The 22048-nt window shown below is 58.8% G+C and carries 23 protein-coding genes and 2 tRNA genes; 9 read left to right on the plus strand and 16 right to left on the minus strand.

Annotation, left to right across the window (positions count from 1 at the left end; all coding sequences use genetic code 11):
* Positions 1-556 precede the first annotated feature (556 nt).
* Positions 557-1531 (plus strand): alpha/beta fold hydrolase, encoded by a 975-nt coding sequence (locus LOY35_RS01575; protein WP_258629945.1) that lies wholly within the window; start codon positions 557-559, stop codon positions 1529-1531.
* A 62-nt stretch (positions 1532-1593) separates the two neighbouring features.
* Here the strand turns inward: LOY35_RS01575 and LOY35_RS01580 are convergent, their stop codons facing one another.
* From LOY35_RS01580 to LOY35_RS01610, 7 genes are all read right to left on the minus strand, one after another.
* On the minus strand, positions 1594-2583 hold the full coding sequence (locus tag LOY35_RS01580; RefSeq protein WP_258629948.1) for an Abi family protein: 990 nt from the start codon (positions 2581-2583) through the stop codon (positions 1594-1596).
* 256 nt (positions 2584-2839) lie between these two features.
* Positions 2840-2915: transfer RNA gene (locus tag LOY35_RS01585), tRNA-Thr, on the minus strand.
* Positions 2916-3332: 417 nt separating this feature from the next.
* Entirely contained in the window at positions 3333-4586 is a 1254-nt protein-coding gene (locus LOY35_RS01590; RefSeq protein ID WP_258629949.1) for an SAM-dependent methyltransferase, read from the minus strand.
* Complete coding sequence (locus LOY35_RS01595) at positions 4567-5256, minus strand: ABC transporter permease (protein WP_258629951.1); 690 nt, start codon at positions 5254-5256, stop codon at positions 4567-4569. The genes LOY35_RS01590 and LOY35_RS01595 overlap by 20 nt, the downstream gene beginning before the upstream one ends.
* On the minus strand, positions 5253-5948 hold the full coding sequence (locus LOY35_RS01600) for an ABC transporter permease (protein ID WP_258629952.1): 696 nt from the start codon (positions 5946-5948) through the stop codon (positions 5253-5255). The genes LOY35_RS01595 and LOY35_RS01600 overlap by 4 nt, the downstream gene beginning before the upstream one ends.
* 78 nt (positions 5949-6026) lie before the next feature.
* Positions 6027-6782: an ABC transporter substrate-binding protein gene (locus LOY35_RS01605; protein WP_258629953.1), complete on the minus strand. Its 756-nt coding sequence runs from the start codon at positions 6780-6782 to the stop codon at positions 6027-6029.
* 13 nt (positions 6783-6795) lie between these two features.
* Positions 6796-7569, minus strand: coding sequence for an ABC transporter ATP-binding protein (locus LOY35_RS01610; protein ID WP_024778039.1), 774 nt, complete (start codon positions 7567-7569; stop codon positions 6796-6798).
* A 377-nt stretch (positions 7570-7946) separates the two neighbouring features.
* Here LOY35_RS01610 and LOY35_RS01615 point away from each other — a divergent pair, with 377 nt between their 5' ends.
* A complete protein-coding gene (locus LOY35_RS01615) occupies positions 7947-8384 on the plus strand; it encodes a carboxypeptidase-like regulatory domain-containing protein (RefSeq protein ID WP_258629954.1) in 438 nt (145 codons plus the stop codon).
* 9 nt (positions 8385-8393) lie between these two features.
* Here LOY35_RS01615 and LOY35_RS01620 read toward each other — a convergent pair whose 3' ends face one another.
* The 9 genes from LOY35_RS01620 to LOY35_RS01665 form a co-directional block, all read right to left on the minus strand.
* Positions 8394-8840, minus strand: coding sequence for a hypothetical protein (locus LOY35_RS01620; protein ID WP_024778043.1), 447 nt, complete (start codon positions 8838-8840; stop codon positions 8394-8396).
* A gap of 141 nt (positions 8841-8981) precedes the next feature.
* On the minus strand, positions 8982-10040 hold the full coding sequence (locus LOY35_RS01625; RefSeq protein ID WP_258629956.1) for a YhcG family protein: 1059 nt from the start codon (positions 10038-10040) through the stop codon (positions 8982-8984).
* A gap of 239 nt (positions 10041-10279) precedes the next feature.
* Positions 10280-10687, minus strand: coding sequence for a hypothetical protein (locus tag LOY35_RS01630; protein ID WP_258629958.1), 408 nt, complete (start codon positions 10685-10687; stop codon positions 10280-10282).
* Positions 10688-10752: 65 nt separating this feature from the next.
* Positions 10753-11082 carry a DHCW motif cupin fold protein gene (locus LOY35_RS01635; protein WP_258629960.1) on the minus strand — a complete coding sequence of 110 codons (330 nt, stop codon included), beginning with the start codon at positions 11080-11082 and terminating at the stop codon, positions 10753-10755.
* 431 nt (positions 11083-11513) lie between these two features.
* A tRNA-Phe gene (locus LOY35_RS01645) sits at positions 11514-11589 on the minus strand.
* A gap of 102 nt (positions 11590-11691) precedes the next feature.
* Positions 11692-11964 (minus strand): oxidative damage protection protein, encoded by a 273-nt coding sequence (locus LOY35_RS01650; protein WP_258629961.1) that lies wholly within the window; start codon positions 11962-11964, stop codon positions 11692-11694.
* On the minus strand, positions 11961-13028 hold the full coding sequence (mutY, locus tag LOY35_RS01655; protein WP_258629963.1) for an A/G-specific adenine glycosylase: 1068 nt from the start codon (positions 13026-13028) through the stop codon (positions 11961-11963). The genes LOY35_RS01650 and mutY overlap by 4 nt, the downstream gene beginning before the upstream one ends.
* Positions 13025-15250: an AsmA family protein gene (locus tag LOY35_RS01660; protein WP_258629964.1), complete on the minus strand. Its 2226-nt coding sequence runs from the start codon at positions 15248-15250 to the stop codon at positions 13025-13027. The genes mutY and LOY35_RS01660 overlap by 4 nt, the downstream gene beginning before the upstream one ends.
* A 91-nt stretch (positions 15251-15341) precedes the next feature.
* On the minus strand, positions 15342-15740 hold the full coding sequence (locus LOY35_RS01665; protein ID WP_258629966.1) for a PanM family protein: 399 nt from the start codon (positions 15738-15740) through the stop codon (positions 15342-15344).
* A 260-nt stretch (positions 15741-16000) separates the two neighbouring features.
* On the opposite strand from LOY35_RS01665, the gene LOY35_RS01670 reads away from it, so the two are divergent.
* The 7 genes from LOY35_RS01670 (at position 16001) to LOY35_RS01700 (ending at position 21872) form a co-directional block, all read left to right on the plus strand.
* Complete coding sequence (locus LOY35_RS01670) at positions 16001-17662, plus strand: OFA family MFS transporter (RefSeq protein WP_258629967.1); 1662 nt, start codon at positions 16001-16003, stop codon at positions 17660-17662.
* A gap of 300 nt (positions 17663-17962) precedes the next feature.
* Positions 17963-18556, plus strand: coding sequence for an imidazoleglycerol-phosphate dehydratase HisB (gene hisB / locus LOY35_RS01675; RefSeq protein WP_024778052.1), 594 nt, complete (start codon positions 17963-17965; stop codon positions 18554-18556).
* A complete protein-coding gene (gene hisH, locus LOY35_RS01680) occupies positions 18556-19194 on the plus strand; it encodes an imidazole glycerol phosphate synthase subunit HisH (RefSeq protein ID WP_258629970.1) in 639 nt (212 codons plus the stop codon). Before hisB ends, hisH begins: the two co-directional genes overlap by 1 nt.
* A complete protein-coding gene (locus LOY35_RS01685) occupies positions 19194-19451 on the plus strand; it encodes a DUF2164 domain-containing protein (RefSeq protein WP_258629971.1) in 258 nt (85 codons plus the stop codon). The genes hisH and LOY35_RS01685 overlap by 1 nt, the downstream gene beginning before the upstream one ends.
* 93 nt (positions 19452-19544) lie before the next feature.
* The gene (gene hisA / locus LOY35_RS01690; RefSeq protein ID WP_047699828.1) at positions 19545-20282 is read left to right on the plus strand and encodes a 1-(5-phosphoribosyl)-5-[(5-phosphoribosylamino)methylideneamino]imidazole-4-carboxamide isomerase; all 738 of its coding nucleotides are present in this window, start codon (positions 19545-19547) and stop codon (positions 20280-20282) included.
* 9 nt (positions 20283-20291) lie between these two features.
* A complete protein-coding gene (gene hisF, locus LOY35_RS01695; protein WP_258629973.1) occupies positions 20292-21062 on the plus strand; it encodes an imidazole glycerol phosphate synthase subunit HisF in 771 nt (256 codons plus the stop codon).
* Between the two features lie 63 nt (positions 21063-21125).
* On the plus strand, positions 21126-21872 hold the full coding sequence (locus tag LOY35_RS01700; RefSeq protein ID WP_258629976.1) for an ABC transporter substrate-binding protein: 747 nt from the start codon (positions 21126-21128) through the stop codon (positions 21870-21872).
* The last annotated feature ends 176 nt before the right edge of the window (positions 21873-22048 follow it).

The raw sequence follows: 22048 nt of genomic DNA on the forward strand, positions 1-22048 counted from the left end.
AGACACAAAAAAAGCGCCTGCAATCATACGCGGGGCGCTGCTGTTGCGCCTTGATTACTTCGGGTTCCTACGCCCGGTCGCTGAATTGGCAGCGACTCTCGAAGGGTAGATGCCGATGGGATTGGCTGCAATCGGGGCGCGGTGCTGGCAGGAAAAGTTCATGACAGGAAGTAACTGGGGACTGAATCCGGTATGCGGATTCGCTTATCTCTGTTCAGGCGAAAAACGCTTGATCAAATTTACCAGGGTGACCCATGTTTTCTGCGTGGCTATAACGTAGCTACATTTTTCTATAGGAGTGAAATCATGACTGCACTACTAAAAATGCACTGATGTGCGTTGCCATGTCGGGTTGTTAAATAACACCCTCCCGCCGCTTATCGGAACTGTCATTCCTGACAGTGTCGACTAATCACGAAACCGCGCACGCTGCTAGTACCCGATAAGCGTTTAATTTTTTCAGACCCGTCGCTAACGTTTGATCGATCTGCCTAGTTTCGGGAATCAAGGTGCGGAGTAACGCTCCGGATCGTCTGGCTCAAGTAAGGTGATCAGGATGAGCAAGTTTGTTTTTTCAGCCATTTCCTTGGTTTTATCCGCAATTTCCGAGCAGTCAGACGCAACCGTGCCATCTACGACGAACAGTAATATCGTTGTTGACGGTGCGACATTCAGAAGTGAATACGCAAATGTAAACGGTGTCCGCATGCACTACCTGGTGAGTGGCAATGGCGAAAGGCCGGTTCTGCTGATTCACGGATTTCCGGGAAGCTGGCGAAATTGGGAGCCATTAATGGTAAGGCTTCTGCGCGAGGGCTATACGCCTGTCGTTCCGGACTATCGTGGCGCCGGGGAAACGGATATTTCGAAGGGTGGATACGATAAAAAGAATATGGCGCGCGACCTTCATGAGTTGGTTGCCGTCCTGAAGCTGGAGCGGGTAGACGTTATCGGTCACGACATGGGGCTGATCATCGCCTATGCCTATGGGGCGCAATATCCACAGGAAACCAAACATATCATCTTGATGGATGGATTCATCCCGGGCATTCCCGGGTGGGAAATCCCCTATAACGGCAATCCAGCGAATGGTATTTCCAGTAAATGGCATTTTCGCTTCTTCGGCGAAACCGCTCTAAAGATGATTCGAGGGCAGGAAAAAAATTATCTGGATATGTTCTTTGACGACTTTGTATATAAAGGCAATCCTAAAGTTAATGATGAGGTGCGCAACGCACTGGTAATGGATTACTCCCGGCCTGGACGGATGGAGGCGGCGTTCAAACTTTATTCAGCTTGGGTGGAAAGTGACGCAAATGACAATCAAGCGTTCGCCCAGAACAAACTGGCGATTCCTGTACTCACCATCGGCGGCGATCATTCAAGAGGCAAGACTTTGGCCGACCAGGTAAGCCATATCAGCGCTCAGCCAAACTCGTTGATATTGCAGAATACTGGGCATTGGGTATTGGAAGAGAAACCGCAGGCTACCATTCAGGCAATTCTGGATTTTTTGCAGAATAATCAATAACGAGTACCAACGAAGCCTCTGCGTGGCGGCGTGGGGTGCAGGGGGCCGTATTTCTGGCCTCCCTATTCCAAACACCATTGCTGCTGACGTTTCCAATCATCTGGAAACCCCATGAGTCTCAAATAACCCGGTTCTTGCCGGTCCATGATTTTGGCCAGGCGAAGCTTCCACTGGCTGTCCGGACTGATTAAGTCGGTAAGATAGGCCAGCATCGTCAACACGATGTATAGCCGCTGCTTGGGCTGAGGCCCGTCGGCAGATGCAACTGGGATGACCCATTCCTTGGGCAATGCGGGTCGAATCGAGAGCTCTCGATTCCATAGTCGTGAGTGATGGGCACAGCAGTTTCGAATGAAAGTCAGGGTGTGTAGCCAGGAGGCCAATACATCGAAGGGCAGATTGAATCTTACGGCGATAGCTTTCTTATCGGCACTTCTGCCTATGGCATTGAAGAGGGTAGATACCGTCCCAAGACTGAGTTCTTCCAAGACCGCCCACGCGGGCGGCAGCTCAGGGTAGGCGTAGGTTGCTCCGTAGTATCGGAAATAGTTATCGCGCATCCGGTTTTCGATCCGCTGCTGCTGGACGCCATTGGCCTGTCGACCATTTTTTATACGCTCGATATCACGTCTGAGTTTTTTGCTCTCTTTGTTTAATTGCTCCCGCAAAGGGCGCAACAGCTCAAGATGGGGGTACGACGAGGAGAAGATCGACGCATCAACTATCCAATCGGGACCATATTTAGGGCACATGTGATTGCTGATAGTCGCTCGTATGGCGACTTCGACACATTCGATGGCGTCCATGGTTATACGCCGCAAAGAACCATCGAAGCGGTAGATGTTGACGACTGCTTTCAGGGTGCTACCGGGTTTGAAGGTGTGTTCAGGGTCTGGTTCCTGGAAGGGGCGCATATAGGGACTCAGGCGAAACAGCGTGACCACTTCGAGAAAACGCATGGCCCGGTCATCGTTGACGACGTGCAGACCTCGTTGCTTTAGCAGTTCCAATTGCTGTTCTACGCTGAGGGCCGGCTTGTCGAAGGGCCTCATGTAGTTTTCTCCAGACAAAAAAAACCCGCACGATTTGAGCTTGCTGACTGGGTCAACCTAGGCTTGGCGGGTGTGTTGGGGTGCATTATAGGTAGCTGGGGAAGATCGTCAACTTCATGGTGAAGTGAAATTGTAACGGGTAGGGATGGCCCCTTCGCGAGCAGGCTCGCTCCCACAGGGTTTTCAGGTAGTGGAGAAAAAGTGAACACCCCGAAACAACAAAGCCCCCGCATTTCTGCGAGGGCTTCGTCTTGTATGGTGCCGGCACCAGGAATCGAACCCGGGACCTACTGATTACAAGTCAGTTGCTCTACCATCTGAGCTATACCGGCGTGTGGGCGACGATTATAGCGATTGAGTGATTTCTGTAAACCCCTGAATTCTGACTATTTTTGCCGGGACCTTAGGTCGGGTGCGAACCAGGAGTTTTCGTGGTTTATACAAGGCCCGGCAGGTCGGTTGTTCGGGATGTCCTGTAGCTGGCCTCGAGCTGTTTGGCGCTGGTAGGGATGTGATTGCCAGTGCATTTCCAGCCCTGACTTTTCAACCGTTATGCCGATTTGCTTGGGCGCTTATGCACAACGGACACGACTGGACGGATGGCGTCTTGCGATTTTGTGACAGCTTTCTCATTTGCTTGCAAATGACTGTTTTAATGGTTTTTTATTTTGATGACCAAAAAATGACCAGTTGTGAATTGCTCAAGAAAACGCGAATTTATTGGATCCCGGCATATTCCATCAACAGAGTTATCCACAGGCTGTTTCACCTTGGCAACGCTCTGCCAGTAACATCAGGTTGCGCGGCGTAATGGGTGTTTCGCAGAAAGTGCCAAGGCGAACGTTGTAGCCTTTTTCCGTAAGGAAAAGTGCTCGATCCAACGCCAGCCAAAGTTCCAGCGGTCGTCGGAAAAGACCGCGCACCAATTCCAGGTTACGCACCTCGATCAAGCGTTGACGACCCGCTGCTTCCAAGGCGGCCCAATCCGGCGCGCCGATGATGGAGAGGTCTTTCAGGGCTGCCAGATCAATACAGTACTGGGCGAAGGATTTATCCAGCCACGCGGTGGGTAGCGAGGGGGTAGGGAGGTAGTCGTTATGGCCTCGGATCTGCCGTTGCAGCAGGTCGAAACCCAGGCGCCAGGCCATGGACTGATCCCGTTGTCTGCGCACACGGGCCCCGGCGGTAACGGTTTCGGTCAGTGGCAGGCCGAGATCGTCGACGGCCAACTGTAGGGCGGAGCCTCGGGCGGCGTCGGACAGTGGCTGATAATAGTCAGCGCCGATGCGGTTATAGCAGCAGGGTGCAATCGCCAGCTGGGCACAACCGGCGGCGCTGGCCAGTTGCATCAGCCGGACGTGCAGGTCACCGCAGGCGTGCAGGGCTACCGGAGTGTGCTCGGCATGAATCGCCTGGGCTGCCTCCGGTGCCAATACGTCTTGTTGCAGATGCGTGGCGGCCAGGTGGTGACGTTGGCTGAGTTGCTGGCCGTTAATGACCAATGCAGAGTTGTATTCCAGGCAGGTCAGTTGTTGATCACGTTGCAGCAAACGTCTGCCAAGGTGGCCCTTGCCAGCGCACCAGTCGAGCCAATGGGTTGGTTCGGTGGTGAATTGCAGGCGACTGGCGAAGGCCTCGATCTGCTGCCATTTGCGCCCGGGCACGTCGACGTTGAGGCGCTGGGTTGGCGCCTCGAGCCGTCTGCCGGGTAATTCCGCGACGGCGCTCAATGCGCGGGAACGCATCGCTAATTGCGGAAACGGCGCTGGGGCATGTTCAATCAGCCAGGGCTGGTGATGGTCGTTTTCCGCGTCTTCCAGCGAACGCCGGCGTAGCCACTGGGCGAGCTCTGGATAGGGCGCTTCCCAAGGCAGTTGCAGGTGGGTAAACGGGCGAGGTTTCCACAGCGTCTGGTGTGCCGTGAGAAATTCATCCAGCTCGATGAAGCGGGCGAGCAACGCTGCGCCCGTCAGCACGTTGGCTTCAGCGTCCCTGGCAGGCATCGACGCGTAGCCAACGTTCCAGCTGTTTGAAGCCTTGCACCAGCAGGAACGCTATCACCAGGTAGAACAAGCCGGCCGCGAAAAATATCTCCACGGGCAGGTAGGTCCGGGCAATGATAGTGCGGGCCATGCCAGTGAGTTCCAGCAGGGTCACGGTGCTCGCCAGGGCACTGGCCTTGAGCATCAGGATCACTTCGTTGCTGTAGGCCGGCAGCCCGATGCGCGCGGCACGCGGCAGCATGATGTAGAACAGCGCCTTGGGCCGCGACATGCCCAGGGCCCGGGCGGCTTCGATCTCGCCTTTTGGAATGGCTTGGATCGCGCCGCGCAGGATCTCGGCGATGTAGGCCGCGGTGTGCAGGGTCATGGTGGCGGTAGCGCACCAGAACGGGTCCCGCAGGTATGGCCAGAACGCGCTGCTGCGTACGGCATCGAATTGCGCCAGGCCGTAATAGACCAGAAACAGCTGGACCAGCAGCGGCGTGCCGCGGAAAAAGAAAATGTAGGCATAGGGCAATGCCCGCACGTACCACAAGCGCGAGGAGCGGGCGATGCCCAGCGGAATCGCCAGCAGCAGGCCGGCGATCACGGCTATGGCGACCAGCTCCAGGGTCAGGGTCGCGCCCTGGGCCAGTTTCGGCAGCCACTTGATAATGACTTCCCAGTTCATTGGGTGCTCCTGGCAAAGCCGCGGGCGGCGCGTCGTTCCAGCAGGTGCATGCCGGTCATGGCGAGGACTGTCAGGCCCAGGTACATGAACGCGGCCACCATGTAGAAGGTGAACGGTTGCTTGGACACGGTCACGCCAATCTGTGCGTGGCGCATGATTTCTTCAAGGCCGATCACGGACACCAGGGCCGTATCCTTCATAAGGATCATGAAAAGGTTGCCCAGGCCGGGCAGGGCAATGCGCCACATCTGCGGCATGATCAATTTGGTGAAGATTCGCCACTTCGACAGGCCCAGGGCCAGGCCGGCTTCGCGGTGACCTTTGGGGATCGCCAGGATCGCGCCACGAAACACTTCCGTGGCGTAGGCACCAAAGCACAGGCCCAAGGCGATGACACCGGCGGAGAAAGGATTGAGGGTCAGGTCCGGGTTGCCGAAGTACTTGCCCAGGGCTCCCATCAGATTGATGGTGCCGAAGTAGATCAGCAGCACCCAGAGCAATTCCGGGACGCCACGGACCAGCGTCGAATAGGTGCCGCCAAGCCATTGCAACGGCTTGTGGGCAGAGGTCTTGGCCAGAGCACCGAGCAGGCCGAGCACCAGTCCCAGGCACAGGGCCGAGAGCGCCAGTTTGACGGTCATCAGTGCACCGGCGGCAAGCGCCGGGCCGAATCCGTAGAGGTCGATCATCATGGGTATGTGTTCATATCACGGCAGGCTTTGCTAAGGGGCTGCGCTGCAATGCAGCAGCGCAGCCCAGGCGCGTTCGCATCAGTAGATGCTGAACGGGAAGTACTTGTCGTTGATCTTTTTATAGGTGTCATCGGCAACGATTTCTTTCAGCGCGGCGTTCAGCTTGTTGCGCAGCTCGTCGTCACCCTTGCGCACGGCGATGCCGATCTTGTCGCTTTCCACCACCGGATCGCCCTTGAATTCATAGGCTCGGCCGGCATCGGTTTTCAGCCAGTCGTAGTTCACGTATTTGTCCGCCAGGATCGCGTCGACGCGGCCGGAAGTCAGGTCCAGATAAGCATTTTCCTGGGTGTCGTAGAGCTTGGCCGTGATGTCGCTGCCCAGCTCGTCTTCCAGCCAGGTGCCGGCGAGGGTCGCGCGCTGGGCCCCGATGACCTTGCCTTTGAGCGAATCCTTATCGGTCTTGAACTCGACATTCTTCGGTGCGATGAATTGCAGTTTGTTGGAGTAGTACGGGTCGGTGAAGTCCACGGCCTGTTTGCGCTCTTCGGTGATCGACAGAGAGGAAATCAGGAAATCGAACTTCTTGGCGTTCAGGGCCGGGATGATGCCGTCCCAATCGGAGGTAACCACTTCGCATTCGACTTTCATCTTGGCGCACAGGGCGTCGCCGATATCTTTGTCGAAGCCCACGACCTGGCCGCTGGCGTCCTTGTTGTTGAACGGCGGGTAAGCCGCCTCGATGCCCATCTTCAGCTTTTCGGCTGCCATGGCATTGGCCGAAAACACCAGACTGGCGGCTGCGGCCAAAAGGAATTTCTTATAAGTCTGCATATGCACTGCTCCGTTAGCGGTTGCTGGACATGAATTGTTTGCAGCGCGCCGAAAGCGGGTTTTCGAAGACCTGCTGTGGCGATCCTTGTTCTTCGACCAAGCCCTGGTGAAGGAACACCACTTCGCTGGAAACCTGACGGGCGAACCCCATTTCGTGGGTCACCAGCAGCATGGTGCGACCTTCTTCGGCCAGGGCGCGGATCACATTAAGTACTTCCTGGACCATTTCCGGGTCAAGGGCGGAGGTGGGCTCGTCGAACAGGATCACCTTGGGTTGCATCGCCAGAGTGCGGGCGATGGCGGCACGTTGCTGCTGGCCGCCGGACAGCTCGGCGGGATAGGCGTGGCGTTTGTCGGCGATGCCGACCTTGGCCAGCAAGGCTTCGGCTACTTCAACCGCTTCGGCCTTACTCTGGCCGAGCACCCGGCGTGGGGCTTCGGTGATGTTGTCGAGCACGCTCATGTGAGGCCAGAGATTAAAGTTTTGAAACACAAAACCAATCTCGCTGCGCATGCGATTGATCTGTTTGCCGTCAGCGGCCACCAGTTCACCGTTTTTTGCGGCCTTGAGCTTGAGCGCTTCACCGGCCACCAGGATCTCGCCCTGATTGGGGTTCTCCAACAGATTGATGCAGCGCAGGAACGTGGACTTGCCGGAACCGGAGGAGCCCAGGATCGAGATCACATCGCCGTCGCGGGCGGTCAGCGAGACGCCTTTGAGCACCTCCAACTGTCCGTAGCGTTTGTGCAGGTTGCGAATTTCAAGCGCGGGCGTGGCCTGGGCCATGTGCGGTCCTCATGATATGTGCTCCCTTGCTGTTGGCAGCCTTCCTGGCGAGGCGGCCAAGCTAGCATGCGTCCGAACGGCAGCCAACAGCGCTACGGGGGGTAAACCGGTGATGTGCGGCAGCTTGTCGCATCGGCACAGCAGACTGTCGCGCCATCAACAACCGAACGGCTGTTTGAACCGTGTTTGCCGGTGAAAATCCCGGGGAGTCGCGTAAAAAAAGGCGCGATGGTGCCAGCTTTGGGCGGGGGTTGGAAGGGTTAACCGGATGAGCGTTTCATTCCAAACCGTCTTCGAGCCAACTTCCAATTAATCTAAACCCGAACGTTGGTTAAGCAATCAAATGAGATGGCTTTCCAGAATCAGGAGTTGCCATCATGAAAACCCTCCATTGCCTTATCGCAATTGGTGCACTGCTGTTCCCCATCATGCTCAACGCCACCAACCTCGCACCGATAGACAACGCCGGCATACAGGTTCAGCCGCTACAGCAAAACGGCATCACCTACCTATCCGGTGGTATTGGCGAGGACGAGGCCCGGGCCATCGGGCAGGCGCAGGGCTACAACCTGCACATGACCTTCGCGGTCGGACCTGAAAACAAATACATCCCTGATGTGCACGTCACGATCCACAACGCATCCGGGCAAACGCTGCTGACGCTGGACGAGGCGGGGCCGCTGGTTTATGTGCAACTGCCGCCGGGCAAGTACACCGTGATGGCGACACGCAATGGCGAAGAGCGGCGCGACACCGCCGACATAGGCAGCGGGGCCGCACGCAATCTGGTGTTCCATTGGAACGGTGACGAATAGCCAATCGGCTTACTCGCCGGCGGGCTCTTCCATCGATTGGCGATAACGATCCAGCGCTTCGCCGAAGTCCTTGATGAATTCGGGGGTGCTGAGCCAGCGCTGTGCCGTTTCGCGGTCCATGTCGTCGGCCCACATGCGGTAATCCACCAGCATGTCGGCGGCCAGGTTGGTTGCCGCCATGCTTTCGTTCTCGGCGTTCTTCAGGTCCAGCAGGCCCGGGCGTTCGCTGATCATCACGCTCAGGGAGGAAAGCAGCGTGTCGAGCAGTTCGCTTCGGCTGACGGCTTCGGCTTCCCGCAGTTTGGCGAACAACTCCAGTACGTAGACGGGTGGCTGAGCGGTAGCGTGGGCCGGGTCGCCATACATTGGTATGGATTTGCGCCCGGTCATGCGGATCTGCTTGGCTTTGTCCTTGGCGCGCTTGGCGCGTTTCTGTTGCTTATTCAGTGAGGCCATCGGGCTTCGGTTTCCAATTCGTCAGGTGGCAATGTCCGGCTCAAGCCATTTCGGCAGGGGCGGTGGTCTGTTAGACGGATAGTTTACCGCTTCGGACTCGGATAATGCCTTGGAGCGCACTTCCAGATCAGCGTAAGGGGGTCAGCTGCCTTCAGCCGCTGTGCCCGATGCTTGTTCCTCAAGTCGCGACCGCTCACGATCCAGTTCATTGCGTAGCTCTTCTTCTGTGGGGAGTACAAGTTGGTACTGGCTGGCGAAAAGTTGTTCGTTGCCTTGCAACACGGAGTAGCGCACTACCGACTCGTCCTTCTGCGCACAGAGAATGATACCAACGGTGGGTTTGTCGTCCGGGCCGCGCCTCTGGTCATCGTAGAGGCGGACATACATGTCCATCTGGCCGATGTCCTGATGGCTGAGTTCGCCGCGCTTGAGGTCGACAATCACAAAGCACTTGAGCAGATAGTTGTAGAAGACGAGGTCGATGTAGAAGTCCTTGCTCTCGGTGCTGATGCGCTGCTGACGAGCAACGAAGGCGAAGCCCTTGCCCAGTTCGAGGAGAAAACCCTGTAACTGGTCGATCAAGGCCTGTTCCAGATCGGTTTCCAGCAGGAGGCCGGCATTGGGCAGCCCGAGGAACTCCAGGACGACCGGATCCCTGACGATATCCCTTGGGCCGAGATCGAGGGCTTTCAGGTTGTCCGAGGCCTCCTGCTTTACCTTGGGCCGGTCGCGGCTTGCCAGCAGGCGCTCGTAGTAGAAGGTTCCGATCTGGCGTTCCAGGGCGCGGGTGGACCAGTTTTGCGTGGCGGTTTCGTTCATGTACCAATGCCGGGCGTTATCGTTTTCCACCCGTAGAAGCGTGCGGTAATGGGTCCAGCTCAATTCGTGACGCAGTGCGTCACACTTTGGAAATGCCTGATAAAAAAGCCGCATATAACGCAGATTCGAGGCATCGAAGCCTTTACCAAACTTCGCCGTAAGTGTTTTTGCCAGAATTGGCAGCAGCCGTTTCCCATAAGCTGCACGCTCTGCTCCCCCCTGCTCGAATTCAACGATATGCCGTCCAATCTGCCAGCAGGTATGTACTTGAAGCGTATCAACGGCGCGCAGCACTTTACGGCGTGCCTGCTGGATCAGCTCACCGAGTTCGTTGATCAGCGGCGCAAGCTTTGGATCGTCTTGGGGCAAAAGTGGACTCATCGAGTATCAGCCGAAGTGGTGGGCGGTCCAAAAAAGGATGCTCCAATCGGTATTTTGATGATGCCGGACGAGGCTGATTGGCCTGGATGAAAAGCGACGGATTCATGCAGGATCGGTTTGAGGCGGGGTTGTGTCAGTTGCGTCAGAACCTGTAGGTGCTGTCCGAAGAAAGTGTCGGTGTGCGGAAAATTCTGACGCAGGCTGCCCAGTTCGACCGGGCAGCTTCGTAGGCAACGAAGTTAATCAGACGCTTGCGTCAGCTCCCGGGATGCCGCGACGTAATCGGCCTGGAATTGGGGGCTTTCGACCCAGTCCAGCGCGGTTTGCTCGTCAACACCCGTGGTCAGGCGACGATATTCGATCAAGGCGGTAAAAATGAAATCCGTGGCTTCTTCTTCACCTTCCTGCTCCAGCACCAGCGCCAGCAGTGGATGCCCGAGGAAGGCCGCGCACATGGCCTGCTGGCTGAGTTTTTCAGCAATGCGCATCTGGTTGAACAGATCGGACAGATCCACCGTTTCCAGGTCGATGCGCTCATCGTTCGGGTCCAGGAAGTCGTTCGGCGCAGCGGCACGTTGAACGCGGTTCTGCTTGGCTTTCGCCTTGGCGCGCTGGTTACGTTTCTGCTGTTTGTTCGCCGATGCCATGGGCCGGATTCCTGAGGTGAAATAAGGCTGTATATCCTACAGCCTCAAGGCCAATGCTTCGAACCTCAATCCACCACGAACAAGGTGGCACCCTGGGACGTCGAGGAGCGATGGGGCTCGGCCTGGTCGGCCACCTGGTAACTCATGCCAGGCTTGAGCACGAAGTGCCGTCCATCCTCCAGCTCGGTGTTCAACTCGCCTTTCAGGCAAAACAGGATGTGCCCCTTGGTGCACCAGTGGTCGGCCAAGTACCCCGCCGTGTATTCCACCATCCGCACCCGGATGTTCCCGAACTGCCGGGTCCGCCAATACGCCGTTCCGGTGATGCCTTTGTGTTCGGTGGGTTCGATGGTTGACCAGTCGGTGGTGCCAAAGGGGATGCCGGTGATGTCCATGACGACTCTTCTATGGGAGAGAGGAAACAACTGAGATCGGAATCTAGCTGAATCCGTGGGGTGGAGGAAGGCACCGCGGCAAGGGGACCTGCCCCGATCCGGGAAGATATCTACGCCCCGTCTTGGCGTTGGGCTTGGTAAGCAGGGCTGATTGCCGAACGAGGTTGTTGCTGTCCTTGACCAATGCTGAAGGTAATACGTGCTTTTCGAACAATGGCAGCAGGTCTAGCCATTTGTATGGGGTTCCCTTCAGGCAACCGTAGTAGAAGTTGTAGCCATCGATGTAGATGCGGGCGCGCAGAGGTTCGAGACCGGGCGATTCCTGCATATACACTGATGTCGGTTTGGAGCGCTCACAAAGCCAGGCAGATCGACAAAATTCCAGGCAATAAAAAACCCCGATCAATTTCTTGATCGGGGTTTTCGGTATTTGGTGCCCAGAGACGGAATCGAACCGCCGACACGGGGATTTTCAATCCCCTGCTCTACCGACTGAGCTATCTGGGCAACGGGGCGCATTAAACGGGTTTTTCAGGGGGGCGTCAAGCAAGTTTTCAAAAAATATTTAATTATTACCGTCGCTTACGATTCGCCCCCGGTCCGGACAGCTTATTCGGACGGCGGCACGTAGCCTTCGGCCTTGGCGTATTCTTCGCCGGAAAAGAACTTCGCCATTTCGCGCTGGAGGTATTTACGGTCGTCGGCGTTCATCATGTTCAGGCGCTTTTCGTTGATCAGCAGGGTCTGGTGTTTCTGCCAGTCGGCCCAGGCCTTGGCCGAGACGTTATCGTAGATGTCCTGGCCGATGGAACCCGGGAAGGGGGCTCGTTCCAGGGCGGGCAGTTCTTCTTTGTATTTACGGCACATGATGGTGCGGGTCATGACGGCTCTCCTGCGTTCAATACGGCGGCCGCGCGCTCGAGCAAGGTTTTGACCGGGGCGGCAAGGCCCAGGCGCGGCGGGGTGGCGAGGTTATACCAGAGCCAGTCGGCCTCGGCCACGTGATGGCCGTTTTCCCGGACCTGGACCAGCCAGGGTTCGATTGCCAACTGGAAGTGGCTGAAGGTGTGTACCAGGCCGGGCATTTCCTGGTGCTTGCCCAGTTCCAGGGAGTGTTGCAGGGCCAGGTGTTGCAGGTCGTCGAGGTCGTCGAGTTCCGGCAGGCTCCACAATCCGCCCCACAGGCCGGTGGAAGGGCGACGATAAAGCAGGATGGCGCCTTCACGGTTGGCCAGCATTGGCATCAGCGTGCGTTTCTTGGGGACTTCCTTGCGCGGCTTGGGGATCGGGTAGCGGGTTTCCAGGCCCAACATGTGGGCTTCGCAACCTGACTTCAGGGGGCAGAGCAGGCAGCTGGGCTTGCTGCGGGTGCAGAGTGTGGCTCCCAGGTCCATCATCGCCTGGGTGTAGGCGTTGACCCGATCCTGTGGGGTGAAGCGCTCGGCGGTGGCCCACAGTTGTTTGGCGACCTTGGGTTCGCCCGGGTAGCCTTCCTGGGCCGTGAAGCGCGCCAGCACCCGCTTGACGTTGCCATCGAGGATCGGCGCCCGCAGGCCCATGCTGATGCTGGCGATGGCGCCGGCGGTAGACAGGCCGATCCCCGGCAGTCCGGTGAGTTTTTCCACATCCCGGGGGAATTCGCCGCCGTACTGGTCGACGACGATCTTCGCGGTTTTCTGCAGGTTGCGCGCACGGGTGTAATAGCCCAGGCCGGTCCACAGGTGCAGCACTTCGTCTTCCGGCGCGGTGGCCAGGGCTTCGACGGTCGGCAGCGAGGCCATGAACCGGTCGAAATAATTGAGCACGGTGCTGACCTGGGTCTGCTGCAACATGATCTCGGAGACCCACACCCGGTACGGAGTGATGTCTTGCTGCCAAGGCAGGTCGTGACGTCCGTGGCGGTCGAACCAGTCCAGGACGGCGGTGGAAAACTGCTCGGCTCTCATCGCTTGAACAGCCCCTTGAGCGCGTCTTTCAGCTCGGGACTGACCTTGTCGCCCAGCTTCTCGTCGATTTTGTCGCCGAGACGGTCGCCGGCCAGTTTTGCCGCGACCTTGCCCAGCCCGTCGTTGTCCAGGCGGCACGCCTTGGCGCCGAGTTCCAGCGGGCCACGGCAGCGCAGCGGCCATTCGACATCGACGTAGCGTTCGTTGACCTGGCAAGCCGGGTCGGGCATGTCGCTCTTGTCACCTTCGACGATGACGCCGACGCGGTAATCCATGCCAAGCACGCGCAGGTCGATGTCACCGTTGCCGTTGACGGTCATGCCTGGGATGCGGACTTTCAGGTCCGGGTTGCTGGCCACGCCATTGCGGAAAGTCAGGTTGCCGTCGAGTTGCTGGAACGGTGTGTCCTTGCCCCGGGGTTCGCCGCTGAGGCTCTTGCGGTTCAGCAGGGCGATGCCTTTGCACAGTTGCTGTTCGAGGTTGGCGTTGAGCAGCACTCCGTCGTTGATGACGAATCCGGCGTTGCCGTTGAGGCTTTCGACCAAGGCCTTCTGGCTGTTGCCGCTGGCGGTCACGGCGCTGTTGAGTGTCACCAGTCCCCTGACCGGCGGATTCTTGCCCTGGCTCTCGATGATTTTCTCGGCCGGCACCCGGTTGATCCGGGTTTGCAGGCTCAACTGTGGCGTGGGCTGGCGTACATCCAGCGTGCCCTTGGCTTCGAAGTTGCCGTTGAACAGATCGCCCCGCAGGTTCTCCAGGGTCAGCAAGCCGCCTTGGCCGCTGGCCTTGAGGGCCGCATTCTGGATCGGCAGCTTGTCGAGGATCAGCTGGCCGAAAGTCAGGTCGGCATCAAGGTCCAGTTTACTCAGGCGTTCCACCGGAAAGAGTCGGTCGTTGCTCCAGGCGCCCTGGGTCGGAGCGTTCGGCAACGGGGTGGTGCCTGCGCCGGCCATGGCACTGGCCTCGGTATTGCTGACTTCCGCCTCGCGGGCGGCCTTGGCGCTGTTGGTCTCGGCGGACTTTGGCGGGAGATAGCGATCAACGTTGAACGTGTCGGCCTTGAGTTGCGCGCGCAGGGACTGCTTGGCGAAGTCTTCCACGGCGATGCGACCGGTGAAGCTGCTGTCGTCGACCTTCAGAGTGATGTTGTTGAGTTCGACGCTGGTGGGGGTGCCGGCGATACGACTGGCCAGTTCGACCTTGGTCAGGCTGCCTTCGCCCATGGCCGGCAGTTTCTGGCCGATACTGTCGACGAAGTTCGCCAGGTCGAATTGGGCAATCGATACGCCGCCGTTCAACTGCGGCGTCTTGTCGAGGTCGTTGACCTTCAGTTCACCCAAGGCGCGCAGCTGGTTCAGGGACAGCTTGATGCCGGTCCATTCGGCTACGTTCGCTGCCCTGTCCAGGAATAGCTGCCCCTGGGCGTTGAAATTCAGGATCTTGCCCTGTAGCGGATCCCCGGTGACGTCGCCGGACAACTTCAGGTCTTCGAACTTGTAGCGCTGCAAGGCGCGTTCGAAGCGCAGTTCGCCGGTGACCTCGGTTCGCACGCGCACGGCTGGCTGGTTGCTGGACAGGAAGGCGGTCAGCTTGACCGGGATGTTGGTGGAATCGTGGACCGGGCCGGTGCTCAGTTGGATACTTTCTGCGCTGAACTGCTTACCGGTCTGTTCGTCGGTGTATTCGACCCGGGCGTTGTTCACGGTCAGGCTGTCGATGTCCAGGCGGGTCGGCTGGGCTGGTTTTTCCACCGGGGTACTGGTGGGCGGAGCAGGTTGGTCGGCTGGTGCCGTCGTGCCCGCCGTGGTTGTGGATGCGGGGGCCTTGCCGATGTCTTCCCAGTTGCCGTGGCCGTTTTTGTCACGGTTGAGGCGCAGGTTCAGGCCTTCGACCCGCACGTCGCTCATCTGTACTTCCCGACGCAGCAGCGGCATTACCCGTACCGAAAGACCGAGCATCTGCAGGTCGGCGAAAGGTTGTGTCGGGTTGGCCAGCGTAGCGACGCTGGCTTCGTGCAATTCCAGACCCAACCATGGGAACAGGCTCCAGCCGATGTCGCCATTGAGGGTCAGTTCAATGTGGGCTTTGTCACGGGCTATCTGGCGGATCTCTTCCTTATAGTCGTTGGGATCGAAGAGGTGGGTCAGGGCAAAGCCCAAGGCCACAATGATCAGCAACAGCCCGAGAAGTACCAGACCCAGGATTTTGCCGAACGCTTTCATGGGCGAGTCCTTGTAGGTTGAGTTCAGAATTTGGCCTGCGAGTATAACGCCGTGGATTGCTGGTGCGTTGGGTGATCGTTTTCCGCGGCTCTCAACCTTCGTCCAGCGCCAGCTTCAACTTGGCTGCCAGGGCCTGGGCCATCAGATGTCCGGCGGGGGCCAGCAACCGCAGTTCGGCGTTCTCTTGGCGGGCCATCCGCTGCGCTTCGACGACCAATCGCTGCGCTACGCCACGGCGACGGGTCAGGCTCCGTACGCACATCTGTGACAAGTGCCAGACGTTCTGGTGCCGTTGCAGGCGTGCGGCGCCAAGCAGTCGATCATTGAAGCGCGCTGCGATCAATGAGCCATCTTGCAGGTAATCCTGGATCAATCGAGAGGCATCGCCGGATGGCTCAAGCAGCCAGGGCGGGGCGTCCAGGTAGATCTTATGCAGGTCCTGCCAATCCTGGCCGGTGGCTTCAATCAGCTGCTCGACAACAATGGGCATGTAAATTCCTGAAAAATAAATGACTTTCTTTCTACAGAAAGCAAACTGGGGCGCGATAAGACTGATGACATGAAAAAGGTGATATCACTTTGGTTCTTCTGTCACGCGCAAATGGTAACCTTTACCCGTTCGCCCGTCCTTCTGCGACGTGATGTCACACCAATAGGAGCCTCACCAGAAAATACAGCCGAGCCTGCGTGCAAATAAGGCTGAGGGTGAAGCATGGCTGGCGGACCATTCTAACAATTGGGGGATACACTATGAGCACGAGCACTACGGCCGGCGGCATTGCCGACCAGCCTGCGTTCCTCTCCAAGGAACGTATCATCGCCAAGTCCGGCTTCAACCGCTGGCTGGTTCCACCGGCTGCGCTGGCCATTCACCTCTGCATCGGCATGGCCTACGGCTTCTCGGTGTTCTGGTTGCCGCTGTCCAAGGCCCTGGGTATCACCAAACCGGTGGCTTGCGCGCCGGACATGAGCTTCATCTCGCAAATCTTTTCGTCCCAATGCGACTGGCCGATTTCGATGCTCGGCTGGATCTACACCCTGTTCTTCATCTTCCTGGGTTGCTCGGCAGCCATCTGGGGCGGCTGGCTGGAACACGCCGGACCGCGCAAGGCAGGTGTCGTGTCGGCCTTGTGCTGGTGCGGCGGTCTGTTGATTTCCGCGCTGGGTATCTATACCCACCAGATCTGGCTGATGTGGGTCGGTTCCGGCGTGATCGGCGGTATCGGCCTGGGGCTGGGCTACATCTCCCCGGTGTCCACCCTGATCAAATGGTTCCCGGACAAGCGCGGCATGGCGACCGGCATGGCGATCATGGGCTTTGGTGGCGGTGCGATGGTCGGTGCTCCGCTGGCTGCGGCGCTGATGAACCATTTCGCTTCGCCGACCGGTGTAGGCGTCTGGCAGAGCTTCCTGGTCATGGCCGCGATCTATTTCGTGTTCATGATCGGTGGTGCCTTGTCGTACCGCGTGCCACCGACCGGCTGGAAGCCTGAAGGCTGGACTCCTGCGCCGAAGAAAGCCGCGAGTTCGATGATTACCCATCGCCACGTTCATGTGAACGTGGCCTGGAAAACGCCGCAGTTCGTTTTGGTGTGGCTGGTACTGTGCCTGAACGTGTCCGCGGGTATCGGCATTATCGGCATGGCTTCGCCACTGTTGCAGGAAGTGTTCGGCGGCAAGCTGCTCGGCAACGACCTGCCTTTCGGCCAACTGGACGCTGCCCAGCTGGGCCAGATTGCGACGATCGCGGCAGGCTTTACCGGTCTGCTGAGCCTGTTCAACATCGGTGGACGGTTTTTCTGGGCATCCTTCTCGGATTACCTGGGTCGCAAGAACACCTACTTTGTATTCTTCGCCCTGGGTGTTGCCCTGTACTCGCTGATCCCGAACCTCGGTCACCTGGGCAGCATCGCGCTGTTCGTGGCGGCGTTCTGCATCATCCTGTCGATGTACGGCGGCGGTTTCTCCACTGTGCCGGCCTACCTGGCGGACCTGTTCGGTACGCAAATGGTCGGCGCTATCCACGGTCGCCTGTTGACCGCCTGGGCTGCGGCCGGCGTGCTGGGGCCGGTACTGGTGAACTACCTGCGTGAATATCAGCTGAGCATCGGCGTTGAACGTGCCGCGGCCTATGACATCACTCTGTATATCCTCGCCGGCCTGCTGGTGCTGGGCTTCCTGTGCAACCTGATGGTTCGCCCGGTCGCCGACAAGTACTTCATGACCGATGCCGAACTGGCCGCCGAACAGGCGCTGGGCCATGACAAAGGCGCCGACAGCAGCACTTCGCTGGAATGGAAAGCCGCACCGGGCACCAAGCTCCTGGCGGTCGCCGCCTGGCTGGTGGTGGGCATTCCGTTGGCATGGGGTGTGTGGGTGACCCTGCAGAAGACGGCGGTGTTGTTCCACTAAGCAATATCGAGGCGATCCCGGAACCATCGGTTTCGGGTGATCCTGTGGGAGCGAGCCTGCTCGCGATAGCGGTGGGTCAGTCAATGATGACTCGACTGATCCACCGCTATCGCGAGCAGGCTCGCTCCCACATTTGTTTCTGGCTGATGGCAAAACCTGCTTCCGTCACTTGTATGGACATGTCTAACCCCGACAGGTCGGGCAACACCCCGTCAGTGATATCGTCTCTCGTGTTTCTGTTTGTCGCTCGCGCCCCTATAATGGCTGCCTTTTTCGCCCAATGATTTTGCGGAGCTGGTGATGGCCGAACGTAAGGCGTCTGTCGAGCGCGACACTCTGGAAACCCAGATCAAAGCCTCGATCAACCTGGATGGCACCGGAAAGGCCCGGTTTGATATCGGCGTGCCTTTTCTTGAGCACATGCTGGACCAGATCGCCCGTCACGGGCTGATCGACCTGGACATCGTCAGCAAGGGCGACCTGCATATCGACGACCACCACACGGTGGAAGACGTCGGTATCACCCTGGGACAGGCCTTCACCCAGGCCATCGGCGACAAGAAGGGCATCCGTCGCTACGGCCACGCTTACGTGCCGCTCGATGAAGCACTGTCGCGGGTGGTCATCGACTTCTCTGGTCGTCCTGGCCTGCAAATGCACGTGCCGTACACCCGCGCTACCGTCGGCGGCTTCGATGTCGACCTGTTCCAGGAGTTCTTCCAGGGCTTCGTCAACCACGCCAACGTGACCCTGCACATCGACAACCTGCGCGGGCACAACACCCACCACCAGATCGAAACCGTGTTCAAGGCTTTCGGCCGCGCCCTGCGCATGGCCGTGGAACTCGATGACCGCATGGCCGGGCAGATGCCCTCCACCAAGGGCGTCCTGTAATGCAGACGGTTGCGGTTATCGACTACGGTATGGGCAACCTGCATTCGGTGGCCAAGGCCCTTGAGCATGTGGGCGCCGGCAAGGTGCTGATCACCAGCGATGCCGACGTGATTCGCGAAGCCGACCGGGTGGTATTCCCCGGTGTCGGTGCGATTCGCGATTGCATGGCCGAGATCCGTCGCCTGGGCTTCGACTCGCTGGTCCACGAAGTCAGCCAGGATCGTCCGTTCCTCGGCATCTGCGTGGGCATGCAGGCTTTGCTCGAGCGCAGCGAAGAGAACACCGGCGTCGATTGCATCGGCATGTTCCCGGGGCAGGTGAAGTTCTTCGGCAAGGACCTGCACGAAGACGCCGAACACCTGAAAGTCCCGCACATGGGCTGGAACGAAGTGAAGCAGGCGGTGGATCACCCGCTGTGGCACAACATTCCGGACCTGGCGCGCTTCTACTTCGTGCACAGCTACTACATCGCGGCCGGCAATGCGCGGCAGGTGGTGGGCAGCGGTCACTATGGCGTCGATTTCGCCGCAGCCCTGGCCGATGGGTCGCGATTCGCCGTGCAGTTCCACCCGGAGAAGAGCCACACCCATGGCCTGCAACTGCTGCAGAATTTCGCCGCGTGGGATGGCCGCTGGTAATGGCGCGCAAGAAACCGCCAATCCTCACCCTCACGCCCGAGCAGGAGAGTGAGGCGAACCGCAAGATCCAGCGGTTCATGGAGGATCGTTTCGAACTGGACCTGGGTTCGTTCGAGGCGGCGGAAATTCTTGACCTGTTTACCCGCGAAATTGCTCCGCACTATTACAACAGGGCGATTTTCGACGTGCAGGCGCACCTTAAGGAAAGGTTCGAAAGCATCGAAAGCGACCTGTGGGCACTCGAAAAAAGCAGTTGAAAGCTTCAAGCTTCAAGCTGCAAGAGAGAAACATAAACGCATGCTTGCAGCTTGTGGCTCGCAGCTTGTGGCTCTTTTGACGAAGGAAAAAGCATGCTGATTATCCCCGCTATCGATCTCAAGGACGGCGCTTGCGTACGTCTGCGTCAGGGCCGGATGGAAGACTCCACGGTATTTTCCGATGATCCGGTGAGCATGGCCGCCAAGTGGGTGGAAGGTGGCTGCCGTCGCCTGCATCTGGTCGACCTGAACGGCGCCTTCGAAGGGCAGCCGGTGAACGGTGAAGTGGTCACCGCCATCGCCAGGCGCTACCCGAACCTGCCGATCCAGATCGGCGGCGGTATTCGTTCGCTGGAAACCATCGAGCATTACGTCAAGGCCGGCGTCAGCTATGTGATCATCGGCACCAAGGCCGTCAAGGAGCCTGAGTTCGTCGCCGAAGCCTGCCGCGCCTTTCCGGGCAAGGTCATCGTCGGCCTGGACGCCAAGGACGGTTTCGTCGCCACTGATGGCTGGGCTGAAGTCAGCACCGTGCAGGTGATCGACCTGGCCAGGCGCTTCGAGGCTGACGGCGTGTCTGCCATTGTCTACACCGACATCGCCAAAGACGGCATGATGCAGGGCTGCAATGTCCCGTTCACCGCTGCCCTGGCCGCGGCCACGAAGATCCCGGTCATCGCCTCCGGCGGTATCCACAACCTGGGCGACATCAAGACGCTGCTCGACGCCAAGGCGCCCGGCATCATCGGTGCGATCACCGGTCGCGCGATTTATGAAGGCACCCTGGACGTCGCCGAGGCTCAGGCCTTCTGCGATTCTTACACAGGCTGAGGACTCATCATGGCGCTGGCCAAACGCATCATCCCTTGCCTGGACGTGGATAACGGCCGGGTGGTCAAGGGCGTCAAGTTCGAGAACATCCGTGACGCCGGCGACCCGGTGGAAATCGCCCGTCGCTACGACGAGCAGGGCGCGGACGAGATTACCTTCCTGGACATCACGGCCAGCGTCGATGGCCGCGATACCACGCTGCATACCGTCGAGCGCATGGCCAGCCAGGTCTTCATCCCGCTGACCGTGGGCGGTGGCGTGCGCACCGTGCAAGACATCCGCAACCTGCTCAACGCCGGTGCGGACAAGGTGTCGATCAACACCGCGGCCGTGTTCAATCCTGAATTCGTCGGCGAGGCCGCCGAGCGTTTCGGCTCGCAGTGCATTGTCGTGGCGATCGATGCGAAGAAGGTGTCCGGCCCGGGCGAACCTCCGCGCTGGGAAATCTTCACCCACGGCGGCCGCAAGCCCACCGGCCTCGACGCCGTCGAGTGGGCGAAGAAGATGGAAAGCCTGGGCGCCGGTGAGATCCTGCTGACCAGCATGGACCAGGACGGCATGAAGAACGGTTTCGACCTGGGCGTCACCCGCGCCATCAGCGATGCCCTGGGCATCCCGGTGATTGCCTCCGGCGGTGTCGGCAACCTGCAACACCTGGCCGACGGCATTCTCGAAGGCCACGCCAGCGCAGTGCTGGCGGCGAGCATTTTCCACTTTGGCGAATACACCGTGCCGGAAGCCAAGGCCTACATGGCACAGCGCGGTATCTGCATTCGCTGATCGCTGGACACCATGGCGGGCCCAAGGCACTCTTGGGCACACCATGGATTGCGGTAGCCCGACATGCTCAAACGCCTCGTTCTTGCCCTTGCCGGTGCCACGTTGCTGCTCGCAGGGACCGCCCGCGCCGCCGATACGTCGCTGGTACTACTGACGGAAAACTTCCCGCCGTACAACATGGCCAAGAACGGCAAGAACTTCGCCCAGGACGAGAACATCCATGGCATCGCCGTTGATATCGTCCGCGAGATCTTCAAGCGCGCCGATATCAGCTACAGCCTGACACTGCGTTTTCCCTGGGAACGCATCTATAAGCTTGCCCTGGAAAATCCCGGCTACGGTGTGTTTGTCATGGCGCGGTTGCCGGAGCGTGAAGCGCTTTTCAAATGGGTCGGCCCCATCGGTCCGGACGACTGGATCATGCTTGCCAGGGCGGACAGCAAGATTGCCCTTAACTCGTTGGAGCAGGCGCGCCAGTACAAAATCGGCGCCTACAAGGGCGACGCGATTGCCGAGACACTGGGCAAGCAAGGGTTGAATCCAATTGTTGTGCTGCGCGATCAGGACAACGCCAAAAAACTGGTCAACGGTCAAATCGACTTGTGGGCCACCGGCGACCCGGCCGGGCGTTACCTGGCTCGCCAGGAAGGCGTGAACGATCTCAAGACCGTGCTGCGATTCAACAGTGCCGAGTTGTACCTGGCGCTGAACAAGGATGTGCCCGACGATGTGGTCGCACGGCTGCAAAAAGCCCTGGATGAGCTGCGCAAGGAAGGTACGGTGGACGTGATCATGGCGCGCTATCTCTGAGAGATTTGCCGGCCCGTCTGGCCCCATCGTCGGATCGCCGCCCTGAGCAGGCTCGCTCCCACATTGGCGGCGGTGACCGCATTATCTGAAACGCCCTCGATCCCCCTGTGGGAGCGGGCTTGCTCGCGAAGGCGTCATGTCAGCCAATATCAAATTGACTGATACACCGCTTTCGC

The sequence above is a fragment of the Pseudomonas sp. B21-028 genome (assembly GCF_024749045.1).
Classification (GTDB): Bacteria; Pseudomonadota; Gammaproteobacteria; order Pseudomonadales; family Pseudomonadaceae; genus Aquipseudomonas.